General features: G+C 42.3%; 23 protein-coding genes. All 23 read left to right on the forward strand.

Annotated features, from left to right (window positions below):
- Window positions 1–195: 195 nt before the first annotated feature.
- The 23 genes from DFO73_RS20225 (at window position 196) to DFO73_RS29445 (ending at window position 24,220) form a co-directional block, all read left to right on the forward strand.
- Complete coding sequence (locus DFO73_RS20225) at window positions 196–1,524, forward strand: nucleobase:cation symporter-2 family protein (RefSeq protein ID WP_110066506.1); 1,329 nt, start codon at window positions 196–198, stop codon at window positions 1,522–1,524.
- Window positions 1,525–1,587: 63 nt separating this feature from the next.
- Window positions 1,588–3,045 (forward strand): allantoinase AllB, encoded by a 1,458-nt coding sequence (allB, locus tag DFO73_RS20230; RefSeq protein ID WP_110066507.1) that lies wholly within the window; start codon window positions 1,588–1,590, stop codon window positions 3,043–3,045.
- A gap of 268 nt (window positions 3,046–3,313) precedes the next feature.
- Window positions 3,314–3,904, forward strand: a complete 591-nt coding sequence (locus DFO73_RS20235) for a cysteine hydrolase family protein (RefSeq protein ID WP_110066508.1) — start codon at window positions 3,314–3,316, stop codon at window positions 3,902–3,904.
- 34 nt (window positions 3,905–3,938) lie between these two features.
- Window positions 3,939–4,484 (forward strand): UbiX family flavin prenyltransferase, encoded by a 546-nt coding sequence (locus DFO73_RS20240; protein WP_110066509.1) that lies wholly within the window; start codon window positions 3,939–3,941, stop codon window positions 4,482–4,484.
- Window positions 4,481–5,818, forward strand: coding sequence for a UbiD family decarboxylase (locus DFO73_RS20245; RefSeq protein ID WP_110066510.1), 1,338 nt, complete (start codon window positions 4,481–4,483; stop codon window positions 5,816–5,818). The genes DFO73_RS20240 and DFO73_RS20245 overlap by 4 nt, the downstream gene beginning before the upstream one ends.
- A 72-nt stretch (window positions 5,819–5,890) precedes the next feature.
- A complete protein-coding gene (locus DFO73_RS20250) occupies window positions 5,891–6,154 on the forward strand; it encodes a BMC domain-containing protein (RefSeq protein ID WP_309043914.1) in 264 nt (87 codons plus the stop codon).
- 16 nt (window positions 6,155–6,170) lie between these two features.
- Window positions 6,171–7,154, forward strand: coding sequence for a hypothetical protein (locus tag DFO73_RS20255; RefSeq protein WP_110066512.1), 984 nt, complete (start codon window positions 6,171–6,173; stop codon window positions 7,152–7,154).
- 47 nt (window positions 7,155–7,201) lie between these two features.
- Window positions 7,202–7,639, forward strand: coding sequence for a BMC domain-containing protein (locus DFO73_RS29670; protein WP_110066513.1), 438 nt, complete (start codon window positions 7,202–7,204; stop codon window positions 7,637–7,639).
- 26 nt (window positions 7,640–7,665) lie between these two features.
- The gene (locus DFO73_RS20265; RefSeq protein WP_026581688.1) at window positions 7,666–7,950 is read left to right on the forward strand and encodes a BMC domain-containing protein; all 285 of its coding nucleotides are present in this window, start codon (window positions 7,666–7,668) and stop codon (window positions 7,948–7,950) included.
- A gap of 2 nt (window positions 7,951–7,952) precedes the next feature.
- Window positions 7,953–8,681, forward strand: coding sequence for a hypothetical protein (locus DFO73_RS20270; protein ID WP_110066514.1), 729 nt, complete (start codon window positions 7,953–7,955; stop codon window positions 8,679–8,681).
- Between the two features lie 69 nt (window positions 8,682–8,750).
- Window positions 8,751–9,029 carry a EutN/CcmL family microcompartment protein gene (locus DFO73_RS20275; protein WP_110066515.1) on the forward strand — a complete coding sequence of 93 codons (279 nt, stop codon included), beginning with the start codon at window positions 8,751–8,753 and terminating at the stop codon, window positions 9,027–9,029.
- 6 nt (window positions 9,030–9,035) lie between these two features.
- Window positions 9,036–10,847 carry an adenine deaminase gene (ade, locus tag DFO73_RS20280; protein WP_110066516.1) on the forward strand — a complete coding sequence of 604 codons (1,812 nt, stop codon included), beginning with the start codon at window positions 9,036–9,038 and terminating at the stop codon, window positions 10,845–10,847.
- A gap of 66 nt (window positions 10,848–10,913) precedes the next feature.
- Window positions 10,914–11,597: a cyclase family protein gene (locus tag DFO73_RS20285; protein WP_110066517.1), complete on the forward strand. Its 684-nt coding sequence runs from the start codon at window positions 10,914–10,916 to the stop codon at window positions 11,595–11,597.
- A 259-nt stretch (window positions 11,598–11,856) separates the two neighbouring features.
- Window positions 11,857–12,480, forward strand: coding sequence for a DUF1989 domain-containing protein (locus DFO73_RS20290; protein WP_110066518.1), 624 nt, complete (start codon window positions 11,857–11,859; stop codon window positions 12,478–12,480).
- On the forward strand, window positions 12,480–13,649 hold the full coding sequence (locus DFO73_RS20295; RefSeq protein WP_110066519.1) for a M20 family metallopeptidase: 1,170 nt from the start codon (window positions 12,480–12,482) through the stop codon (window positions 13,647–13,649). The genes DFO73_RS20290 and DFO73_RS20295 overlap by 1 nt, the downstream gene beginning before the upstream one ends.
- Window positions 13,649–14,986: a 5'-deoxyadenosine deaminase gene (locus DFO73_RS20300; RefSeq protein ID WP_110066520.1), complete on the forward strand. Its 1,338-nt coding sequence runs from the start codon at window positions 13,649–13,651 to the stop codon at window positions 14,984–14,986. Before DFO73_RS20295 ends, DFO73_RS20300 begins: the two co-directional genes overlap by 1 nt.
- Before the next feature lie 528 nt (window positions 14,987–15,514).
- Window positions 15,515–15,928, forward strand: coding sequence for a CoA-binding protein (locus DFO73_RS20305; protein WP_110066521.1), 414 nt, complete (start codon window positions 15,515–15,517; stop codon window positions 15,926–15,928).
- A gap of 323 nt (window positions 15,929–16,251) precedes the next feature.
- The gene (gene parE, locus DFO73_RS20310) at window positions 16,252–18,231 is read left to right on the forward strand and encodes a DNA topoisomerase IV subunit B (RefSeq protein ID WP_110066601.1); all 1,980 of its coding nucleotides are present in this window, start codon (window positions 16,252–16,254) and stop codon (window positions 18,229–18,231) included.
- Entirely contained in the window at window positions 18,228–20,675 is a 2,448-nt protein-coding gene (gene parC / locus DFO73_RS20315) for a DNA topoisomerase IV subunit A (protein ID WP_110066522.1), read from the forward strand. Before parE ends, parC begins: the two co-directional genes overlap by 4 nt.
- A gap of 457 nt (window positions 20,676–21,132) precedes the next feature.
- Window positions 21,133–22,575, forward strand: a complete 1,443-nt coding sequence (locus DFO73_RS20320) for an alanine/glycine:cation symporter family protein (protein ID WP_110066523.1) — start codon at window positions 21,133–21,135, stop codon at window positions 22,573–22,575.
- Window positions 22,576–22,685: 110 nt separating this feature from the next.
- Window positions 22,686–23,456, forward strand: a complete 771-nt coding sequence (locus tag DFO73_RS20325) for a hypothetical protein (RefSeq protein ID WP_110066524.1) — start codon at window positions 22,686–22,688, stop codon at window positions 23,454–23,456.
- A gap of 69 nt (window positions 23,457–23,525) precedes the next feature.
- Window positions 23,526–23,999: a staygreen family protein gene (locus DFO73_RS20330; RefSeq protein WP_110066525.1), complete on the forward strand. Its 474-nt coding sequence runs from the start codon at window positions 23,526–23,528 to the stop codon at window positions 23,997–23,999.
- An 86-nt stretch (window positions 24,000–24,085) separates the two neighbouring features.
- Window positions 24,086–24,220 (forward strand): hypothetical protein, encoded by a 135-nt coding sequence (locus tag DFO73_RS29445; RefSeq protein WP_258309644.1) that lies wholly within the window; start codon window positions 24,086–24,088, stop codon window positions 24,218–24,220.
- Window positions 24,221–24,946 lie beyond the last annotated feature (726 nt).

A 24,946-nucleotide genomic window follows, 5' to 3' on the forward strand; every position in this document is an offset into this window, starting at 1 on the left:
AAATCCATATGAAGGCGGTTCCTTCAGCTTTTGTTTACCGAAAGCTTTATGAAACCGCAGCAATAGATCATCCGTTTGTGATGTGTTCTATTGCTGCGGTTTTTTTTATATCTTTTTTTTAGGGAGGTGATTTGTCCATTCGTTATTGCTGGTTCATGCAAAAGAAAACAAAAGATTAACCTGGAGGGGAAGCTTTTGGAAAAATTAAATCCTTGGAAGGTAGGGACTTTAGGGTTTCAGCATGTTCTGGCCATGTATGCGGGAGCTGTGATTGTACCGCTAATCGTGGGCCCTGCAATTGGCCTTAACGCTCAGCAGCTTGCTTACTTGATTTCAATTGATTTATTTACTTGCGGGATTGCCACTTTGCTTCAAGTGATTGGCGGGAAGCATTTTGGCATAAAACTGCCTGTGATCCTGGGATGTACGTTTACAGCTGTTGGGCCGATGATCGCCATTGGCAATCTGCAGGGGATAACTGCCATTTATGGAGCCATTATTGCTTCGGGCATCATCGTTATGATTTTATCGCAGTTTATGAGTAAAATCATGCGCTTTTTTCCGCCTGTTGTTACAGGTTCGGTTGTGGCGATAATAGGGGTCTCGCTTATTCCGGTTGCGATGAATAATGCAGCAGGCGGACTTGGATCACCGGATTATGGAAGCGGAAAAAATCTGTTTCTTGCTGTTTTTACCCTTGTGCTGATTATTGTCATGAATCGTTTATTTAAAGGGTATATGAGAGCCATTTCTGTCTTGCTTTCACTCATCGCAGGCACCATTGCTGCTTATTTCATGGGGCTGGTAAGCTTGTCGGAAGTTTCGGATGCCTCCTGGTTTCATGTTGTCCAGCCATTTTATTTCGGCTTTCCGACCTTCAATGCATCTGCCATCCTTACCATGACTCTTGTTGCCATTGTAAGCATGATAGAGTCTACGGGGGTATTTTTGGCGCTAGGTGATGTGTGTGAAAGAAAGCTAGACTCCAAAGATATTAAAAAGGGACTACGGGCTGAGGGGCTTGCTGTTGCAATAGGAGGTATTTTTAATGCTTTTCCATATACTTCTTTTTCACAGAACGTCGGCCTTGTTGCCCTCACGAAGGTAAAGACCAGGAATGTCGTTATCGCTGCTGGAGTAATTCTCATGGTTCTTGGACTCTTGCCTAAAGTAGCTGCTTTAACAACGATTATTCCTATGGCTGTTCTGGGCGGGGCCATGATCCCAATGTTCGGTATGGTTATATCCTCAGGTATTAGGATGCTTTCATCCGTAGATTTCTCCAAAAATGAAAACTTGCTGATTGTGGCCTGTTCAATAGGTATTGGACTGGGCTCAGCCGTAGTTCCGCAAATCTTCGAAAGTCTCCCTACTAGTGCCCGTTTGCTAGTGGAAAATGGAATTGTGCTAGGAAGTATTACGGCAATTTTATTAAATTTGGTATTTAATCATAAAGATTTAAATATAAGTGATAGAGAAAGAATCGAACAGCTGAAGAGTGATCACTCAGCTGAAGCGATTTAATAGACTTATTTCTTTCAATCTGCCTTGAAGCAGAAATCCAAATAATAGATAGGAGCAGGGTAAATGGATTTAATTTTAAAAAACGCAAATATTCCTCAAGGAGATCGTCAAGTATTAACAAACATTCTGGTAAACGATGGGAAGATTGTAGGCTACACCAATGATATCAGCTTCCTTAATGCCAAAAAAGTGATTGATATTGCTGGAAAGCTCGTTGTGCCAGGCTGTATCGATCCACACACCCATTTCATGGATCCTGGTTTTACCCACAGGGAAACTTTCGCGACAGGCAGCCGGTCTGCTGCTGCCGGCGGTTTAACTACCATTATTGATATGCCTTGCTGCAGTAAACCTTCTGTCCGTGATGGCGAGAGCTTTAATAAGAAAATTGCGCCTATCCGGGGCCAGGCTTATATAGATTATTGCTTCTGGGGCGGAATGACTGGTGAAGATGCCCGTGAAGGATGGATTGATAATATATATCCTCAAATTGATCAAGGAGTTGTTGCATTCAAGGTTTATATGACACCTTCAGTGCCAACTTTCCCTAAAGTCTCAGATGCTGAAATGCTGGAGATTTTCAGCAATGTAGCCAAAACAGGCCTGCCAATTGGCGTCCATGCTGAAAATTATGATATATGCACCTTCTATTCCAAGAAGCTTGAAAAAGAAGGCAGGATGGATGGTCCTGCGTGGGCGGAAGCGCGTTCCAGCCTTGCTGAAAAAGTGGCAATCGAGTTAATCCTGAGCTTTGCAGAAGCAACAGATGCCCGTGTTCATGTAGTACATATGAGCACAAAGGAAGGCGTCGAGCTTGTAAAGGCAGCAAAGAAACGTGGTGTGAAAGTAACTGCAGAAACTTGTCCTCACTATTTAGTCCTAAATGCCAAGGATGCCATGACTGAACGCGGGGCATATGCAAAAATTGCACCTCCATTGCGCGGAAAAGAAGACAATGAGTCTCACTGGCAGGCACTTGCTGATGGAACGATTGATTTTGTTGGAACTGACCATGCACCATATGAAATTGCTACGGAAAAAGACTATCCTGGAGCGACAATCTGGAATACATTCCCAGGAATTCCTGGTGTAGAAACAATGGTTCCGATCCTTGTTAGTGAAGGATTAAATAAAGGCCGCTTATCCCTTTCCCGGTTTGTTGAGGTTACAAGCCGAAATGCCGCAATCCATTATGGTATCTATCCGAAAAAAGGTTCCATGGAAATTGGGGCAGATGCCGACTTCACGGTCATTGATCTAAACAAAGAATATGTGATTGATGAGCAGAAAACAGAATCCATGGCTAAATATAATCCGCTCCATGGCATGAAGCTTAAAGGAAAGCCGGTACAGACGATTGTCCGCGGAAATATTGTCTTTGAAGAGGATAAAGGTATTACGGGCGAAGCCGGGTACGGAGAATTTGTACCGCGCCAAAGCATTCAGCGCCTGGAGAGAACATTTAAATATGAGAAATATAATGAAGTGAAAGTAACTTCCAAAGAAACAGTTAAACAATAAGGCTCTGTAAAAGCACATTGTTGTTTTTTCACTCAGTTGATTGGAGCGGAAGGCGCGAGGCTCCTCGAAAATATACATCTGCATTTTCCTTCGCGGTTGTTGTTCGAGGATGTTCTTCCAATGGCCTGCGGGAAAAGCGAGATAAAGGGAGACCCCGCAGGCGCACTGCGCCGGGGAGCGTCGGACCACCCGCGGTTCGCTGCGCACATGTAGCGGAAATCAACAGACTTTTAACAGATCTATTAATAAAGAGAGAGGTTGGGTTTGGATGGAACTAAGAGGAAATAGGCATTGTGTGGTTATTATTGATATGCTGAATGATTTTATCGGGGAAAAAGCCGCTTTACGATGTGAAAACGGGGAGAAAATCGTTCCAAAAATTCAAGAACTCATTGAGTTTGCCCATGAAAATAATATTCAGGTGGTACATGTTCAGGAAGCCCACCGGAAAAATGACCGCGACTTCCGGGTGCGGCCTGTCCATGCTGTAAAAGGTACGTGGGGATCCCAGTTCATTCCTGAGCTGCAGCCTGATGAAAGCAAGGGTGACTATGTTGTGCAAAAAAGACGTCACAGCGCGTTCAGCTACACAGATTTCGACCTTTTCTTAAGAGAGGAAGAAATTGATACGGTCGTGTTAACAGGTGTTTGGACGAATGTCTGTGTACGCAGCACGGCATCGGATGCTTTATATCATGGCTATAACGTCATCTGCATATCAGATGGAACTGCCTCCCAGGATGATGATATGCATGTATCCGGTTTGCGTGATATTGACATCTTTGGCGATATTTTAACTACAGAAGAATACAAGGAAATGGCTAAAAAGAAGTTCTCCCAAGACAATACAGTTGTCTAAATCACAAACATCCGAAAGAAAAAAGCGGATATTAGTGGGAATTACCGGAGCAAGCGGGTCGCTGTACGGATATACATTGATCCGCGCCCTCCATCAACTCGGAATAGAAACGCATTTAATTGCAACGGAGATGGGAGAAAAGGTCATGCAATTTGAATGTGGAGTCAAGATGGAGGAGCTCAAGGAATATGCCACTATACATAGCAACCGAAACCTTTTTGCCTCGGTTGCGAGCGGCTCTTTTCAGACAGATGGGATGGTGATTGTTCCTTGTTCCATGAATACATTGGGTGCGATTGCAAATGGTGTGGGCGACACTCTTCTAAGCAGGGCAGCGAGTGTTGTACTTAAAGAAAACAGGAAGTTTATTATTGTTCCGCGCGAAGCCCCTTTCCATTTAATCCATTTGCGGAACATGACGGCTCTTGCTGAAAGCGGAGCGTGCATCATGCCTGCATCACCAGGCTTTTACCATAAGCCTACAGAAATATGGGAGCTGGCCAATTTTATGGTCTCCCGTATTTTGGATATGCTGGATATTGATCATCAGCTTTTGGAAAGATGGGGGGAAGCACAATGAACCCAGTAACACTGAGGGCACTTTTGGATAATTGGGAAGGAAGAGGCTTCCTTCACCGGGTTAGAAAAGAAGTTGATCCCTTATATGAGCTTGGTGCTGTGGTTAATGCCAGAAATGGAAGAGAACCTTTTTTATTTGAAAAGATAAAGGGTTATCACACCCCGATGGCTGCCGGCCTTGGAGGTGACAGAGATCTGCTTGCGGATAGCATGGGAATCCCGGCATCTGACCTAGTTCCTAAAATAATCGAATCGATCGTCAATCCTATTCAAACAACTTTAAAGCAAACCGGACCCGTACAGGAAAATCTGGTGACAGGCGATTTTGATCTGGCAGATTTATTTCCGATCCCAACCTATCATGCGGAAGACTCCGGTGCTTACTATGTTTCAGGCATTCTCGTGGTGAAAGATTTATCCGGCCAGAAACGCTATACCTCAATCAGAAGGATGCAATACTTGGGTGGAAACCGCACCAATATCCTCATAACCTCTCCGGAATTAATGGAACAGTATGCACATTTTGAAAAAATGGGGGAACCAATGGAAGTGGCAGTTATGTTCGGTGTTGTACCTGCTGTTGTCTTGAGTTCCCAGATCAGTACCCATCTCTACCATACAGATAAATTGGATGTGGCAGGTGCATTACTTGGACAATCCCTGGATGTGGTTCAATGCAAAACAGTAGATTTGGAAGTTCTAGCTGAGGCAGAGATTGTTCTTGAAGGCCGGATGCTTCCTTATGAAAGAGAAATGGAAGGCCCATTTGGCGAACTGGCCGGCTATTATGGAACCAAAACTCCTCAGCCAATTGTTGAATTTTCGGCTGTTACGTACCGCAATAATGCAATTGCACAGACCATTTTCCCTTCAAGCTATGAAGAAAAGCTGCCAATGGCGCTGGTCAGGGAGGCAACCCTATTCAGTACGGTCAGGCAGGTTGTTCCCAATATAAAAGCAGTCCATATCCCCATGGGAGGGGTGGCCCGTTATCATGCAGTAATCCAAATTGAAAAAAAGCATGAAGGGGATGGAAAACAGGCTGCACTGGCCGCTTTTGCCAGTGATAAAGATTTGAAGCATGTGGTAGTTGTGAATGATGATGTGGACATTTTTGATTCGGACGATGTGGAATGGGCCATTGCAACCAGGGTTCAGGCTTCTGATGATGTCTTTATTGTCCCTGGTGCAAAAGGGTCGCCGCTGGAATCATCTTACCATTTAAAGGGAGTCACCGACAAAATGGGAATCGATGCTACCTATCCGCTAGGCAAGGAAGAGTTGTTTAAGAGAACTTCGATTCCATTTGAAGTGAATCTTGAAGATTATTTATAGGAAATTATAAATATCAAACCTTCTAAGTTTAAAAAATAGCACCTTCCGCTGTCTCTATAGAGGAGGATTAAAATGAAAGCAATTGGCATGATCGAAACAAGGGGGTTAACAGCCGCAATTGAAGCGCTCGATTCAATGGCTAAAGCTGCAAATGTAAGTTTAGTTGATATGAAACGAGTAGGATCAGGACTAGTGACAGTGATTGTTGAGGGGGATGTTGCCGCCGTAACAGCAGCTGTAGAGGTTGGAAAAACCGCCCATAGCAAGACTGGCGGAGAACTCGTTTCTTCTAATGTCATCCCTCGCCCCCATTCTGAACTAAGCAAGATCCTATAAAGGAGGTGGAAATTGAGTGTCGGATTTCATAAAAAGTGTAGTGGAAGAAGTCATGAAGCCCTATCAAAAGCCAAAGATGAATCCCATTATGGCAATTCCTCCTCAAGTACAGAAAACTGAACAGCCTATGAAGGAAATGAAAAGCAATCAGGCAATACCGGGGATCAGCCGCCCGAACTATCAGCGGGCAAAAATGGATAAAAGACTTTCGGTTGCAGCCGCTGTACCACCTTCTCATCAAAGAACGCATATATCTAAACAGGTAAAGCCGCAACAGCCTACGAACGGAAATAATAATAGGGCAAAAGGATATTTAAAAGATCCTCTTGCACAGCTGCAAACCATTTCCTTAATCCAGGGCAAAAAGCCTGCAGGCTCCTATGAATCTTTTTCTTCACAACAGCAGCGTTCACTAAGAGAAAGCAAACTAATTGGTCAAACAGCAGATGGCACTAAAGCGTGGCTTTTCAATGACTTGCACTCAAGCCTTGAAAATAACTTTCAGCGATCATTAAAGTCAAATTCAATCGGCGTTATCACTTCCGAAAAATGTACGGCAGGACAACTTTTTTACTTAAATGACCTTTTAAGAGAATACCCTTCCATGAAGTATTGTTTAACGTGGGATAAGGAAAGCCGGCAGAGCTTTGTTTTAGAATTGTATGAAGACAACGAACAAGCGCTTCTGGATGCGGTAAAGGTTTTCTACAAAAAGGTTTCCCAAAGGACTTATCAAAGTATTCACATTTATAAAGCCATTTCTCCGAGCCCATGGCTGACGAAACAGCTTGATATTAAGGGATCTGTGAGCGGAGCAGCAGTGATTGAAGGGTTCGATTATTATACAGGCGTTTTATTGGCTGACCGTTATTTAAAAAGGAATCCGGCCATAACTGCAGGATTCTCCTTTGAAAAAAACTACCTGCTGATTTATGGAGAATATGATTCAGTTTCCAAGATTTCAGAGGATCTGAAAAAGGAAGCCGAAAGAATCAAGTAATAATAAAGGGTTTATTGCAGTAATTCCCCTGGAAGGAGGCATCATAATTGCAGGCATTGGGACTAATCGAAACAGTTGGTTATACTACCGCGGTTTCGGCTGCAGATGCTGCAGTAAAGGCAGCTGATGTAGAAATTGCAGGCATTGAAAAAATAATTGGTGTCAGCGGATATCTTGGTGTAACGATTCACTTTAATGGAGACGTTGCTGCCGTAAAATCGGCGGTTGATGCAGGTGTGAATGCGGCTGAAAGAGTTGGAAAGGTGATATCATCGCATGTTATACCAAGAGCCCATAGTGAGGTTTCCGGTAAGCTTCTTCCTCAATTTAAGCTGAATGAGAAGAATGCAGAAGACACAGAAACCAAGCCGGAACAAATGGCGGATGCCCAAGCCGATAGCGGAAGCAAAACCAAACAAAAAGGGCCGGCGAAAAAGAAAGATAAGAAAAAAAGCAATAACGGGGCGGATGGCGATAAAGATTAACAAACATTATTCAAGGAGGCATTATCATGGGAGAATCATTAGGGTTAGTTGAGACAAAAGGTCTTGTGGGAGCTGTTGAAGCTGCTGACGCAATGGTTAAAGCTGCAAATGTAGAGATTTGCGGATACGAAAAAGTAGGATTCGGACTTGTTACAGTAATGGTCAGAGGTGATGTTGGGGCCGTTAAAGCCGCAACAGATGCAGGGGCAGAAGCTGCAAGCCGTGTTGGTGAACTGGTATCCGTACACGTAATCCCTCGCCCTCACAGTGAAGTTGAAAGAGCATTGTTATCCAAAAAGATCGGTGAATAAGCATGGTTAAAGCTGTGCAGAGTGAAATGGTCAAACACACTCTGCAAGAGATTTACCACCGTGGAGGCGGATTCCCTAGAAAACCATATGTCCTGGCTCTATTAACCTATCATATGATTGGAATGGAACCGGGATTTTCTTACTTAAAGGAAATGCAAAAGGATACTATTACTCTTCGGCTAACAGGTGAAAACTCACTCTTGGCCAAGATGGAGCTCAGGGAACTTATTAAGGCTGCGGGGAATGATGATTGGATCCCCCAGGCATGTCTGGGGGAAGAAATTTTAAGAGAAATAGATGGAATTTTCCTCCCCATCCTTTCTTTTTCCTTAGTAAATGACCTCTTATCCCTGAATGAACAAAGGCCATTTGTCCGCCTTATTCTGGAAGCACTTTTAAAAGGGAAAAAGATTGTAGCTTTAAAAACCGGCGCAGATCCCCATGATCCTTATTGGAAAATGAAAGGAATGGACAAAGGGCCTGCGCTATTGAAAAGAACAATGCTGCAGCAGCTTGTCCAGCTAAAGTCAATGGGCATTATTTTGATTTCCAAGAATGAAAAAGCCGATTTCAAACCGGAAGAGAATAAAAAAACCGTCATTTCAAAGGAAACAATCCGGAATGCACATCTGCATAACCAAACTGAAATACGAATTCAAGGTGGAAGCATCATTACGCCTCTAGCGAGGGATATGGCCAAGGAATTAAATATATTGCTCAAAACATTTTAATGATTGCTCAAACAGGAAGGCACTAACCTCCGGACTTTTGAACAATCTATTTTAAGGGAGAAGATTAGTATGCAAATGGGAATGGTGGTGGGCCGTGTAACTGCCACAAGGAAAGACGAAAATTTAACAGGCACCAAACTATTAATCACTCAGCCTATTGGATTGGATGGCAGCATGTTACCGAACCCCATTATTACCGTTGATACTGTAGGAGCTGGAATTGGAGAAAAGGTGATTTACGTGACAGGAAGCATGGCTTCAAGAGCTGTCCAAAACAAAGAGGCTCCCATTGATGCTGCGATAATCGGAATTATTGATAGTGTGGAAGGAACGAAGACAGGGGGGTAAAGGAAAATGGACGCAAAAAGAATTAAAGAAGCGATCCAGCATCGCAAGCTGATTGATGTATTGCTTGATAGCCATTTACATGCAGATCTGGTTCTAAAGGGCGGGTATTTTATAAATGTTATAACTCGTGAAATCTATGAAGCGGATGTTGCGATCAAGGGCGAATTTATTCTAATGGCTGGGGATGCAAAAGACTTAATCGGACCGAAAACAAAGGTTGAAAACGTAAAAGGAAAGTTCATCTGTCCCGGCTTTATTGATTCACATATGCATTTTGAAAGTGCCATGCTGACTTGTACGGAATTTTCCAAGCTCTCCATTCCAACCGGAACAACTACTTTAATCGGGGACCCGCATGAGATCGGAAATGTTCTTGGTGTAAAAGGCATGCAGGCTATGATTGAAGAAGCAAAAACGCTTCCAAACAGGATTTTGTTTACGGTACCATGCGCCGTACCGGACGCCCCTGGTCTTGAAACTTCAGGGTTCGATGTTACATCCAAAGATATGAAGGAGCTTCTCTCGGATGACTATGTCCAGGGAATCGGCGAGATTCAAAGTTTCAGCAATATTAAGCCAGTTTACGAACATGCTCCAGAATTGATTGATGACCTCGTTGCTGCCGTCTCTTATGCAAATTCGATCGGTAAGACCGTGGAAGGGAATGCCCCAGGGTTGTTTGGAAAGGAATTGGCCGCGCATATCATCAGCGGAGGAACACATGTGTCTTGCCATGAAACGACCACAAAAGAAGAAACAGTAGAAAAGCTGCGCTATGGTGTGAGCGTATTTATGCGTGAAGGTTCCTCACAGAGAAATATGGCAGATTGCATTCGAGCCATTACGGAAGACGGCCTTGATTCAAGAAGAGCCATTCTTGTTTCAGACGATATGGTTCCTGCGGATTTATTGAATTACGGCCATATGAACGATATTATCCGGCGTACGATTGCTGAAGGGATTGATCCTGTTGAAGCCATCCAAATGGCAACGATCAACCCTGCCACGCATTTTGGATTTAAGGATGTGGGGGTTATTGCTCCTGGTAAAAGAGCGGATATAGTAGTCATTAGCGATTTGACTAATATGACCGTTGAACAGGTTTATCTGGCTGGTAAAAAAGCGGCCGAAAAAGGCGAACTAACGATGGAAATTGCTCCTTACATATATCCGGAAAGTGTAAAGAAGTCCGTGAAGCGCAAGCCGGTTACTGTTAAGGATTTGGCAATTGAAGCACCAGGCAGCCGTGCCAGGGTGAGGGCGATTGATGCGATTCCATATCAGAATTTAACTGGCGGGCGTGAATTTACCCTAAATGTGAAAGAAGGGATCGTCCAGCCATGCCTGCAGCAGGATGTTCTTCCGCTTCTTGTAGTGGAGCGCCATGGCCGAACAGGTAAAATCGGCAAAACGTTCTTGCATGGATTTGATTTAAAAAGCGGTGCCATCGCAGAAAGCGTGGCGCATGATACACACAACATTATTGTAACAGGGACAAATTATGAAGATATGGTAACAGCTGTCAATCGCGTAATCGCCATGGATGGCGGAATTGCGATGATCAAGGACAGCAAAGTTGTCGGCGATCTGCCTTTAAGGATCGGCGGTTTAATGACAGATGAATTAACAGGTAAAGAAATGAGTGAAAAGGTAGACGAATTATCTTTGCTTGCTAAAGAGGTGCTGGGCTGCGGCATGGATGTTCCGTTTATGCACTTATCCTTCTGGTCACTTGTCACAAGCCCTAAATGGAAAATTACTGATATGGGTTTAATTGATGTAGATAAGTTCGAAATTATTCCGACCATTATCAATTGATCGTAAAAGCGGCGGTCCTTGCCGCTTTTCATATAGTAACAAAATTTTATTTAAAGGAGGAAAACCATGGGAGTCAGACTAGTCGATTTAACACAGGAAATTTATCAGGGGATGCCGGTCTTTCCCCTGCACCAAAAAACGATGATATTCCCTAACATCTCCCACGAGGAAAGTGAAAAGCAAATCGGCTTTATGTTTGCCACCAATAATCTTTTAATCAATGAACACGGTCCTACCCACAGTGACGCCACATATGAGTACGATCCAAATGGGGAATACATTGATGAAATGCCGCTTGATTTTTTTTACGGTCCTGCTGTTTGCCTGGATGTGTCGCATGTTCCGCCTGACCGTTATATTACAAGCAGAGATCTGGAGGATGCACTGCGGAATTCGCAGCAGTTTATTGAAAAAGGCGATATCGTACTCCTTTATACAGGTCACTATAACCGCTCATATGGAACTGAAGAATGGCTTACAGTCTATACAGGCCTCGATTACCAGGCCGCTAAATGGCTCGCTGACAAAGGTGCAGTGAATATTGGCATTGATGCACCGGCCATTGACCATCCGGATGACCCGAAATATTCAGGCCATCTAATTTGCCGCGAATATGGAATCACCAATACTGAAAACTTATGTAATCTTGATCAAGTTGCGGGTATGCGGTTTTTATATTTTGGCCTGCCGCTCCGTATCCGAAAGGGCACCGGCTCTCCAATAAGGGCAGTAGCTGTATTTATTGAATAGGCTCTGTTCAACTGGCCTGTTGATTTCCGCTCAGGAAGCTCAGCAAAACCGCCGGCGGTCCGACGGTCCCCGGTGCATTCGCGCCTGCGGGGTCTCCTTAGACACGCTCCTCTCTCGGGCCATTGAATGAGTCACTCCGTACGAAGGAATCCGAATGCATTTTCGAGGAGTCTTGCACCTACTGCTCCAATCAACAGGGTGCCAAATCTAAAATAAGTTTTAAAACAGCCATTGAATAATAACTAAAGGAGGAGATCACTTGGGAGAAGTTTTTAAAAAAGTAAGGTTACGTGAGGAAATCATCATTCCTCCTTATGAAGGCAGAAGTGCCAGGCTCTACAAAGGTGAGGAACTAATTATTATTGATATGGAAGGAAAACAGGTGGGCGATTTTGTCTGTTTCAGCTATGAAGACCCGTCAGAGCATGTATCTCCTGTACATATGCGGGCTTCATTAAGCAGCATCCGGTTAAAAACGGGCGATTTGCTTTACAGCAATCGGCGCCGCCCGCTTATGCAGCTGGTCGAGGATACTGTCGGTAAGCATGATTTCTTTTTCCCAGCATGCGATTATTACCGTTATAAAGTGGATTTTGGCAAAGAAGACCATCCGAATTGCCATGATAATATTGAAAGCGCTTTGAGAGCTTTTCACATCCATCCTCCTATTATCCCGGATCCTATCAACCTATTCATGAACAATGTGCTTGATGACTTGGGTGATTATAAAATAGCAGAGCCCCTTTCCAAACCGGGTGACTATGTCAGGCTGAAAGCACTTTGTGATGTGGTCATTGCCTGTACTACCTGCTCGCAGGATATGGCACCTGTAAACGGGTTTAAGGTTACCCCGTTAAAAATGCAAATAGTGGAGGCGGATTGATGAATGATATCCAATTTCTTCAGCAGCTGCTCCAAATCGACAGCTCCAATCCTCCTGGAAACGAACATCTGGTAACTGAAGCTTTTATAAACCGGTGTAAAGAAAAGGGGGTGCCGTATAAAGTTACTTTTCTGGACAAGAACAGAAGCAATTTTGAAGTAACCCTTCAAGGGAAAAGCGATAAACAGCTATTTTTATGCGGGCACATGGATACCGTTTCTCCTGGTTCAGGTGAATGGAATTACCCACCGTTTTCAGGTGAAATCGTGGATGGGCGAATCTATGGGAGGGGCGCATCTGATATGAAAAGCGGTCTGGCCGGGTTATTTTTGGCGCTGGAGGAAATATTCCTGACAGATGCAGTTCCTCCCGCCACCGTAACGTTCCTCGCCACAGCCGGTGAGGAAGTCGATAGCTGCGGGGCAAGAGCATTTTTAAAAGATAATGAAAAAAGAAAGATTGATGCGCTTGTCATTGCCGAACCAACTGATGAAAAAATTGTGATTGGCCATAAAGGAGCCCTCTGGCTCGAAATTACAACGTTCGGAAGGACCTCTCATGGCTCCATGCCGGAGCAGGGAATCAATGCAGTGGACCATATGGTTAGGGTCATCCAAATACTGAATGAAATGAAGGTTGGATGGAGGGCTGAAAAAGAACCCCTTGGTCAGAGCAGCCTAGCGGTAACCATGATTGAGGGCGGAGTGCAAACTAATGTGATTCCTGATAAATGCAGTATTAGAGCAGATATTCGTACGGTTCCGCCACAATCCCATTACAGCTTTATTGAATTGCTGAAGAGCAAGCTGGACCACTTAATTGAACAAAATGAAATTTTCCAATATCGTGTCGAAATAATATTGGACCGCCCGTCCATATTAACACAGCCTTCAGAAAATATCATTCAAATAGCCCAAATTTTAAAAGGAGGATCCAATACAGATTACTTCGGCGTCTCTTACTATACAGACGGGGCTGTCCTGAATCCGAGAAGTGAAATTCCGACTCTAATCTACGGACCCGGGGACGAAAAACTTGCCCACCAGCCGAACGAATGGGTCAGCATTGAAGCTTACCGGCGGTCCATCCAGTTTTACAAACAGCTTATATTGAATTACGGCAATCAAAAAGTTATACAGTCAAGCCCACTTCAAGGAGGCGGAGTATAATGAGCAGCATCCTGATCAAAAATGCCGAAATCATTACGATGAATGCGAAAGAAGATATTCTCTTCGGGGATCTCTATATAGTGGATGACCGAATTGCAGAAATAGGGCCAAACTTAAACGTTTCAGCTGATAAAGTAATAGATGCTTCCGGGAAAACAGTCATCCCCGGTTTTATTCAAACGCATATCCACCTCTGCCAGACCCTTTTCCGCGGGCAAGCCGATGACCTTGAATTGCTGGATTGGCTTAAACAAAAAATCTGGCCGCTTGAAGCCTCGCATGATGAAGAGTCCATCTATTACTCTGCCATGCTTGGAATCGGAGAGCTGCTGCAAAGCGGTACGACAACTGTGGTGGACATGGAAACGGTCCATTATACAGAATATGCTTTTCAGGCCATTGCCGAGAGCGGCATTAGGGCTCTCGCAGGCAAGGTCATGATGGATAAGGGCGACGAGGTTCCCGTTCTATTAAGAGAAAAAACATCGAGATCCATTCAGGAGAGTGTGGACCTTCTTGAAAAATGGCATAACCATGATAATGGACGTATTCAATATGCTTTTTGCCCCCGCTTCGTCGTATCCTGTACTGAAGACTTGCTTACGAATGTAAGGGACCTTTCATCCGGCTACAATGTAAGAGTCCATACACATGCTTCTGAAAACGCAAACGAAATTCTGCTTGTTGAAAGAGAATATGGAATGAGGAATGTTGTTTATTTGGACAGCATTGGACTCGCCAATGAAAGGCTGATTCTAGCCCATTGTGTTTGGCTGGATGAGGAAGAAAAGAGAATTATAAAACAGCGGGGAGTGAAGGTAAGTCATTGTCCGGGTTCCAATTTAAAGCTGGCATCGGGTGTGGCTGAAGTTCCTTATTTATTGGAGCAGCAGGCATTTGTCAGTTTGGGGGCAGACGGCGCTCCTTGCAATAACAATCTCGACATGTTCAATGAAATGAGATTGGCAGCGATTATTCAAAAGCCGGTTCATGGGCCTACAGCCATGAATGCCCGGACGGTATTCAGAATGGCTACGATTGGCGGGGCAAAAGCTGTTGGGATGGAAGGTGAGATCGGGAGCCTTGAACGTGGCAAGAAAGCTGACCTTGCCATCCTAAATTTAAATGATTTCCATGTCTATCCTTCGTTTGACATAGATACTATTTCTAGAATCGTTTATTCCGCAACTCGAGCGGACGTGGAAACAACCATAGTAAACGGAAAAATTTTGATGGAAAATAGAAAGCTAAAAACGGTTAATAAGGACATTGTGTTAAAAGAAGCGAACACAAGTATAAAAAGATTAATCAATAGACTGGAAACAGTAGTATATTAAGCTGTTATCCCGGCTGATCAACAAGTCAGCCGATTTTTTATGATAATAAATGGCTAAACAATATAGAGAGTATATTTCTTTGCATGATAACGTTTTTCCAAATACTTATTATTCTGGCAAGGAAATCATTGAAAGAATGAGTAGTAATCAAAAGGTATATACTTCAGGAGAAGATAGCGGTTTGAAAGGCTATCTAAATGCATAATACAATCTTGAAGAACAAGAAGGCAGCATCGAGTTTATTGGGGTGAATGAAAAAGACCGTTATGCGGAATTGGAGGGAAATTGCCCGATATGGCAGTTTCATACTTTTTTAACCACGGAGCAGTTGTTATAAACTTATGTCCAGGAACAACAAATGAAAAACCTTTAGCTCTATTTAAAAATGCAGGGTTTAAAGAGAGCGCGCATTGTATTATTATAAACTGCAAATAAGGCAGAATAAATAAGCATTAAAGCAATTAGATAGTACATTTTAGGAAATTTAGGTAATATAGATATAGACTATAAGTTTTGGGAGGGAAAAAGATGGCTATTGAAAATCCAAGCCGGGAAGAAATCGGCGCACTTTTGAAAAAGTCAAAACGCATTGCTGTTGTTGGTTTAAGCGGAAATCCTGATCGTACTTCATATATGGTTTCCGAAGCAATGCAAAATGCAGGTTATGATATAATCCCGGTGAATCCAACCGTTGATGAAGTTCTTGGCGTTAAAGCCGTTTCAAGCCTTAAAGAGATCGAGGGACATATTGATATCGTAAATGTTTTCAGGAGATCCGAGTTTCTTCCGGAGGTTGCAAGGGAATTTGCTGAAATTGATGCAGATATTTTCTGGGCACAGCTGGGTGTAGAAAATCAGGAAGCATACGATTTTCTTAAAGAAAAGGGATACACTGTCATCATGGACCGCTGCATTAAAGTTGAACATGCATTAACGAAGTAAAATCAGCATGAGGTCTTGAAAAGATCTCATGTTTTTATTTTTTATATAAAGTCGGTAAATAAAGGGATTAACTAACGGAAATAATCTTTAAAAATTCCCTTAGACTCAAGAACGTATTTGCCAAAACCAAATAAATAGATAAAATAAAGCATAGACCTTATTAAATTATATGGTAAAATATGAGTGTAGAACACCTGTTCTTATATCGGGATTTATCTAATTTTTATAAAGGAAAAACGATCTTTGAGCCGAATACTTATACGGGTGTTCAAGAGCCGCAATTGGCGGCCAGTGTTGCTGCAAGAAATGAAAGGGGTATGTTCGTGGCAAAAAATCAGGAAGCATTTGACTACAATGATGATGCCATACAAGTACTCGAGGGGCTGGAAGCAGTAAGAAAGCGCCCTGGGATGTACATTGGAAGTACGGATGCAAGGGGTTTGCACCATCTTGTATATGAGATTGTCGATAACGCTGTGGATGAAGCGCTGGCAGGTTACGGGGATCATATCATTGTCAAAATACATAAAGACAATTCAATAAGTGTTCAAGATAAAGGCCGCGGTATGCCAACCGGAATGCACCGGATGGGCAAGCCAACGCCTGAAGTTATATTGACCGTTCTCCATGCCGGGGGAAAGTTCGGCCAGGGTGGCTATAAAACAAGCGGAGGGCTGCACGGTGTCGGTGCCTCGGTTGTTAACGCCCTTTCCGAGTGGCTGGTTGTAAAAATTAAGCGGGACGGATTTGTATACGAACAGCGGTTCGAGCATGGCGGAAAACCGGTTACCACTCTTGAGAAAGTAGGCAAGACTAACCAATCGGGCACAACAATCCATTTTAAGCCTGACCCGACGATTTTCTCCACTACTACTTATAATTACGAGACTCTATGTGAACGTCTTCGTGAGTCAGCGTTCCTCCTAAAGGGAATGAAAATTGAGATCCTTGATGAACGGAATGATTTTCATGACGTATTTCATTATGAAAACGGCATAGAGGCTTTCGTTGAATATTTAAATGAGGAAAAGGATGTCCTTCACCCGGTAGTAAGCTTTGAAGGAGAAAGCAATGGAATTGAAGTCGATTTCGCTTTTCAATTCAATGACGGCTATTCGGAAAATGTATTGTCCTTTGTCAATAATGTCCGGACAAAAGACGGGGGAACACATGAAGCGGGTTCAAAAACAGCTATGACTCGCGCCTTTAACGAATATGCACGAAAGGTGAATTTGTTAAAGGAAAAAGATAAAAACTTGGATGGAGCCGATATCCGTGAAGGATTTACCGCTATTGTCTCTGTTCGGGTGCCTGAGGAGCTTCTGCAGTTTGAAGGACAGACGAAAGGCAAACTCGGAACAAGCGAAGCCCGTTCGGCTGTTGATTCTGTTGTTTCTGAGCATTTGTCTTATTTTCTTGAAGAAAATCCTGAGACAAGCTCCCTATTAATCAAAAAAGCGATCAAGGCCTACCAGGCCAGAGAAGCTGCCCGCAAAGCACGCGAGGAAGCCAGGAGCGGAAAAAAACGGAAGAGATCGGAAGCAGTACTATCAGGCAAACTGACTCCAGCCCAATCACGCAATCCGCAAAGAAATGAATTATACCTTGTAGAGGGTGACTCCGCAGGCGGATCGGCCAAGCAAGGAAGGGATAGACGGTTCCAGGCTGTGCTTCCGCTAAGAGGTAAAGTAATCAATACAGAAAAAGCAAAGCTTCAGGATATTTTTAAAAATGAAGAGATTAATACAATTATCCATGCGGTTGGAGCAGGGGTTGGAGCTGATTTTAATCTGGATGATATCAATTACGACAAGGTAATTATCATGACAGATGCGGATACAGATGGAGCGCATATCCAGGTGCTGCTTCTCACTTTCTTCTACCGGTATATGAAGCCTCTTCTTGAAGCTGGTAAAGTATTTATTGCTCTTCCCCCTTTGTATAAAGTCAGCAAAGGATCAGGCAAAAAAGAAGTGGTTGAGTATTCATGGAGTGATGATGACCTTCAAGACACTATTAAAAAAGTTGGGAAAGGCTATATGATCCAGCGCTACAAAGGTCTTGGCGAAATGAACGCAGACCAGTTATGGGAAACGACGATGGATCCTGAAACACGTACGCTGATTCGCGTGAAGATTGATGATGCAGCAAGGGCGGAGCGCCGTATTACCACGTTGATGGGCGACAAGGTAGAACCGCGCCGCAAGTGGATTGAATCCAATGTTGCATTCGGACTTGAAGAAGACGGAAGCATACTTGAAAATGAAAATATTTCTGTTTTAGAGGAGGAGGCTGAATCATGAGTTCTGCAGAAAAATTCCGTGACCTTCCTCTTGAAGATGTACTTGGTGACCGTTTTGGCCGCTACAGTAAATATATTATCCAGGACCGTGCACTTCCCGACGCGCGTGACGGGTTAAAGCCGGTTCAAAGACGTATTTTGTATGCCATGCATGTTGAGGGCAATACCCAGGATAAAGGGTTCAGAAAATCAGCAAAAACAGTAGGAAATGTAATCGGCAATTATCATCCTCATGGTGATACATCTGTATATGATGCCATGGTGCGGATGAGCCAGGATTGGAAGGTCCGAAACCTTCTCGTTGAAATGCACGGGAATAACGGAAGCATAGACGGAGATCCACCGGCAGCCATGCGTTACACGGAGGCCCGGCTTTCTGCCCTTTCATCCGAATTGCTGATGGACATTGAAAAAAGGACAGTTGATTTTATCCCTAACTTTGACGATACGTCCAATGAGCCAACAGTCCTGCCTGCCAGGTATCCTAACCTGCTTGTTAATGGTTCCACAGGAATTTCAGCGGGGTATGCAACTGAAATTCCGCCTCACCATTTAAATGAAATCATTGATGGTGTTATTTTGCGTATGGATAAACCGGATTGCTCAATTGATGAGCTGATGGAGCATATTAAAGGACCCGACTTTCCTACCGGTGGCATAATCCAGGGCGTTGATGGCATTAAAAAAGCCTATGAAACAGGTAAAGGCAAAATCATTATCCGCGGAAAATCCGAATTTGAAGACCTGCGCGGTGGGAAAAAGCAAATTGTCATCACCGAGATTCCTTTTGAAGTTAATAAAGCCAATCTCGTGAAGAAAATTGATGAATTCCGCCTGGACCGAAAAGTGGAAGGCATTTCCGAGGTCCGGGACGAAACGGACCGCACAGGTCTCCGTATCGTAATAGAATTAAAAAAGGATGCGGATCCTGAAGGCGTTTTGCATTATTTATACAAAAACAGCGATTTGCAGATAACATATAATTTCAACATGGTAGCCATTCACAATAGACATCCAAAATTAATGGGCCTCAGGGAGCTTTTGGATGCCTACATCGGCCACCGTAAAGACGTTGTAACCCGGAGGTCACAGTTTGACCTGCATAAGGCAGAAGCCCGCCAGCATATCGTAGAAGGCTTGATGAAGGCACTCTCAATTCTGGATGAAGTAATAGCGGCCATCCGTGCTTCCAAGGATAAACGGGATGCAAAGGATAATTTGATTGCTAAGTTTGAGTTCACAGAACCACAGGCTGAAGCCATCGTTTCTTTACAGCTATATCGCTTAACAAATACAGACATAACGGCTTTGAGAGCGGAGGCTGAAGAGCTTGCCAAGCAGATCCAGGAGCTGAAGGCCATTCTGGAAAGCGAGAAAAAGCTTTACTCTGTGATTAAAAAGGAACTTAAAGACGTTAAAAAGCGTTTTGCTGATGAACGCCGCACCAGAATTGAAGCGGAAATTGAAGAAATAAAAATCAACCTGGAAGTGCTGGTGGCAAGTGAAGATGTCATCGTCACCGTAACAAAGGAAGGCTACGTCAAGCGTACAAGCCAGCGATCCTTTGCCGCTTCAAACGGACAGGATTTCGGCATGAAGGATTCGGACAGGCTGATTGCCCAGCTGGATATGAACACAACCGATGTACTGCTCGTATTTACGAATAAAGGAAATTATTTATACTGTCCGGTTCATCAGCTGCCAGACATACGATGGAAGGATCTTGGCCAGCATATTGCCAACATCATTCCGATTGACCGGGATGACTCCATTGTCCGGGCTATTCCAGTAAAAGATTTTGAAACCGAGGCATTCCTGCTCTTTATGACGAAGAACGGAATGGTGAAAAAAACAGAGCTGAAGCAATATAAAGCGCAAAGGTATTCCAAACCGCTCGTTGCCATTAATGTAAAGGGCAATGATGAAGTTCTGGATGTCTATCAGACTGATGGCACGAAAGAAATATTCCTTGCTACTCATCAAGGCTATGGATTATGGTTCCATGAGGAAGAAGTAAGTATCGTCGGTGCCAGGGCGGCCGGAGTGAAAGCCATTAATCTGAAGGACGGCGACTTTGTTACTGCTGCCCAGCTTATTGAAGATCCAAAGGAACAGGCTGTAGTCATCGTTACACAGCGTGGTTCCATTAAAAAAATGAAGCTAGGCGAGTTCGAACGTACTACCCGTGCCAAGCGCGGTGTGGTCATGCTCCGTGAATTAAAATCCAACCCTCATCGCATTGTTGGATCCGTCATTATCAGAGGCAGCGATTCTATATTCATTGAAACCGAGAAAGGCCATATAGAAGCTGTCAAAGCTTCAGCTATCCGATTTAATGACAGGTACTCAAATGGATCGTTCATTATTGATGAATCTGAGAGCGGAAAAGCGAAATGTATTTGGAAGATTGAAGATCAGCAAGATAATAGCAGTCAAACGACATAATAAGATTTCTTGTAACCCTCTGCCTTTAGCAGGGGGTTTTTTCTGTACATATTAGCATATCGATTTAATCATATTGTAAGGGTGTTGGAATTGAATCCGCTATGATAGCAAACCAACGAAACTGTTTATTAGGTCGAGCGGACGACCCATGAATATTTTAGGAATCACTCCATTGGCAGAAATTCCTTTTTACATAAGAATACTTATTACTGCTAGATTTTTTTCTGTATAAAAAACTAATAAAAAATTATATGAAAACGTTTAAAGACAAATTAATTTGGGAATAAAAAACTTGGCGTTTTATGGTTTTATCAAGCTTTTTTTATGATTTTTAAGCATTTGGAATGAATATACGGCTTGTCTATTAAAAATTCTTCTGATAGATTAGAAAGGGTATTGCTTTTGTAAAATAGTAAAATGCCGCAATTGAAAAAATTATGAACTAGGGGGGAAATGCATGGATTTATTCTTACAAGGATTAAATTCAGCCGTAGGCTTTTTAAATGATTTGGTCTGGACTTATATTCTAATCGCAGTATTAATCATTTTAGGCCTTTATTTTAGTGTTAAAAGCAAGTTCGTACAATTTCGTTATTTGGGAGAAATGTTCAGAATACTAGGAGATAAACGAATGGTATCTGCAGAAGGCAAACGAGGGATTTCTTCCTTCCAGGCTTTCACAATCAGTGCTGCATCCCGGATTGGTACTGGTAACATGGCAGGTGTTGCTACTGCGATTGCAGCGGGCGGACCAGGTGCAGTTTTTTGGATGTGGGTAATCGCCTTTCTAGGGGCAGCATCTAGTTTTGTAGAAAGTACTTTAGCTCAGATTTATAAGATCAAAGATAAAGATGGCTTCAGAGGCGGCCCTGCTTACTATATGGAAAGAGGACTAAATAAACGATGGATGGGCATTCTGTTTGCTGTAATTATCACATTTTGTTTTGGTCTTGTGTTTAATTCAGTCCAATCCAATACCATTTCTTTAGCTTTCAATGAAGCCTTTGGAACAAGCCGCTTAATGATCGGCCTAATTCTGGCAGTATTGACTGCCATTATCATTTTTGGCGGTATTAAGAGAATTGCCTATGTATCCCAGGTGATTGTTCCAATTATGGCTGTCATTTATTTATTGGTTGCCATTGTCATTGTGGTATTAAATATCACTGAAGTGCCAAGCCTGATTGCGACAATCGTAAAAGGCGCATTTGGCATGGATCAGGCATTTGGCGGAGCAATGGGTGCTGCGGTTATGATGGGGATTAAAAGGGGCTTATTTTCAAATGAGGCAGGTATGGGTAGTGCACCTAATGCAGCTGCAACGGCAGCTGTTACTCACCCTGTAAAGCAAGGTTTAATTCAAACCTTGGGAGTATTTGTGGACACAATTCTAATTTGTTCTGCGACTGCATTTATGATAATTCTTTCAGGAGCCTATACAACTCCTGATTTATCAGGTATTCAGTTAACTCAAACAGCTTTATCTTCACATATTGGCACTTGGGCACCAATTTTCGTTGCTGTTTCGATTTTCCTATTTGCATTCAGTTCAGTAATCGGCAACTATTATTACGGTGAAACAAATATTGAATTCATTAAAGAAAGTCGAGTGGCTATATTTATATACCGCTTGGGAGTAATCGGCATGGTTATTTTCGGTGCTTTGGTTGACCTGGCTACTGTATGGGGCCTTGCTGATTTATTCATGGGCATAATGGCGTTAATCAACTTGATTGCCATTACAATGCTCGGAAAAATTGCCTTTGCAGCACTTAAGGATTATAAGGCCCAGCGTAAAGAAGGAAAAGATCCGGTATTCTATGCTGATTCTATCCCTGGACTCGATGGAATTGAATCATGGGAGACAAAGGAAAGTGCTTTAAAGAAAACAGGTAAATAATTTTTTTATGAAACCTCCTATCCTTCGTGATAGGAGGTTTTTTTATGATTTTTTACATTAAATTTCCATGTTTATGGGGAAGCTAATAAAAAATAGGGGAGGTTCATATTATGAAAAAAGAATTGCTCTTTGCGTTTGCTGCGTTCTTTTTTATGTCTTTATCGGCCATAACAGGTGTGTACGCTGGTGAAGAGGAAGAAAAGATCATTACGTTATCAAAAGAAAAAGTGGATGTGTCCGGTGATAAGAAGGAAGATACGGTTTATATAAAGGGTGTCTATTATGAAGAGGGTGCGGCTTTTTTAAAGGAAGTCTTTTTGGAGATAGCAGCCTCTGACGGGAAAACTTATAAAGCGGCACTATCAGGCGGATATGAACCACAGATACAATTTGAAGATTTAAACCGAGATGCCATCAAGGATATGTATATAAGAATTCCGACTGGAGGAAGCGGGGGATTATCCAATTTTTATTTGTATTCCTTAAAAGATTTCAAATTGAGTAACTTGACGGTTCCAACCCCCTTAATAATTAATAGCCAATTTGAAAATGGATATAAAGCATCTGTAAGCATTCAAGATACCAGTCAATCGTTTTCCTTTGATTTAAGGGACCGCGGGGAGGAATATGAGCGTCTTGGTTTATATGTAAATGGGAAGCTTAGTGAACCAACTGAGCTAATGGTAAACCCTTATAGTACATTAAAAATAACCCCTGTGGAAGGCGAGAAAGGATTGCTGGGCGTACAGAGAATCAGCGGGGCTTATAATGCTGATACCATCGCTTTTGTTGAATCTTTCTGGCTATATGAAAAAGGCAAATGGGTACTGAAAAACACGAAGGTAATGAAGATGAATCCGCAAAGCTCCAATAAGAATTAGGCATCTGTCACGTTTATAGGCGGATCTCATACACTAACATAAGTATATTTGCTTATGGGGGGCGCTTATATGAGTAAATTTAATCCATCTAAGCTTGCAGTCAATTATTTGCCTCCTGCGACTGAATTCAGGCCAGTAGATCGCAGGAAATACACGCTTACGCATTCAGATGCTACAGGAGAATTATTTCTGGCGATAGGCGGCTATTACGATCTAAATGCCATACGTCCTAAATTTCGTGATGAAGTGTTTGCAGAGTGGCAGCCGCAGATGGGCCAGTATGTCCTGAGCGGGAAGGTGTATATCAGCGGAGGGGAATTTGATGAACAATACTCCAAAATAAGGTTTATGATTTTCCAGAAAGAGTTGGATTTAGCCTTAACAGCAATGGTCTATGGTGATAGCAGCTTTTACTCGAACTATCCATGGCTCCTCGATTCACCGATCTTTATACATTTTGAATCGGTATATCCGCAATTCAGTAAAATACTCTATTACGATACACCAAGAAAGTACCTTCAAGCGGCTTTACAGTTTGTTTGACATGAAACACAGGATAACCTGTGTTTTTTGTTTTTTTGAATAAAAATGAAAACAAAACAAATCATAGGAGCAAAGGAGTGATAATGTTGAAGAAAAACGAGGAAAATTCTTTTAAATTGAGCTATGAATCGGATGGGAAAATGGGGAAGAAGGACAAAAATACAGAGAAAAAGAAAGATGAAGCAGAAATGTTCTTTAACAATACCCAGGATAGTGAATAAACAAATGGAGAGAAATGAATAAAGTTATTGATAAACCTGATAAGATGAGGCACAGGCTGATTAACCAATAATAATATTATGTAAACTAGGTAAAAATCTTGAAAAGAGGGGAATATTAATCATTTTTTATTGGCTATAAGCTATAAAATGTAAAGCTTTTTCCGAGTGAAAGATTATAATTGAAGAAAATTTATTAATAATACTGGCATAAAATTACTGATCATTAAAAAATAATGATGTTTAACTTAGTCTTGTGAAATCCTAAAATATATATGAAATCACTAAAAATAAAATTACTTGATTTGAATTTATGAATAATGAATGGCAAAGTTTTATTAGAATAAATTCATATGTATGTAAATGTACTTAACAAATCAATATGAATTTTTAAGTAATAAAAACCAATTTCGGTAAAAATTTTCATTTCGTCTCACTATCTTAAGTATACTTAGATAATGAGACCTTTTATTTAGTTTTCTTAATTACTTCCTATAATATATATTATGTAAACTAGGAAAAATAAATATTAAGGTTATTAAAATATTCCCCCTCTCCTATAATAAAATTCTCCCTTCAGGAATAAGAATTACGATTTAATAATTGATGTATGAGCTTATTCCCTATTATGGTCTGGCATTTCAGCAAATGATTATCTAATTTTAGTTTAGGCTTGCTCCGCTAATCAACAATTCTAGTTGTTACTTTTGGTCTTATTAATAAAGACCA

The sequence above is a fragment of the Cytobacillus oceanisediminis genome (assembly GCF_003182355.1).
Lineage (GTDB): Bacteria > Bacillota > Bacilli > Bacillales > Cytobacillaceae > Cytobacillus > Cytobacillus oceanisediminis_A.